Genomic DNA, 237 nt, shown 5'->3' on the forward strand with positions numbered 1-237 from the left:
TTGACGGTCAGCGTCTTGTTGTTGGTTGTGAGACCAGCAACCTTGCTGCCTTCAATGTCAGCCGTACCCTCATTGTCCAGCGTCCCATTGAGGGCGCTGTTGGTGAGGGTGAAGCCTGCCTTATTGGTGACGTTACCGACAGAGCTGTCTGTCAGCTCGGCGGTACCAGCCTGGTTGGTGAGTTCAGCTAGAGCGGAGTTGTTGACGGTCAGCGTCTTGTTGTTGGTTGTGAGCCCC

At 56.1% G+C, this 237-nt stretch carries 1 protein-coding gene; it reads right to left on the bottom strand.

Annotated features, from left to right (window positions below; translation table 11 throughout):
* Positions 1-237 (bottom strand): hypothetical protein (locus NQF86_RS09120; RefSeq protein ID WP_266117334.1); only part of this gene is annotated, 237 nt, incomplete at both ends.

The sequence above is a fragment of the Bombella pluederhausensis genome (assembly GCF_026385525.1).
Lineage (GTDB): Bacteria > Pseudomonadota > Alphaproteobacteria > Acetobacterales > Acetobacteraceae > Bombella > Bombella pluederhausensis.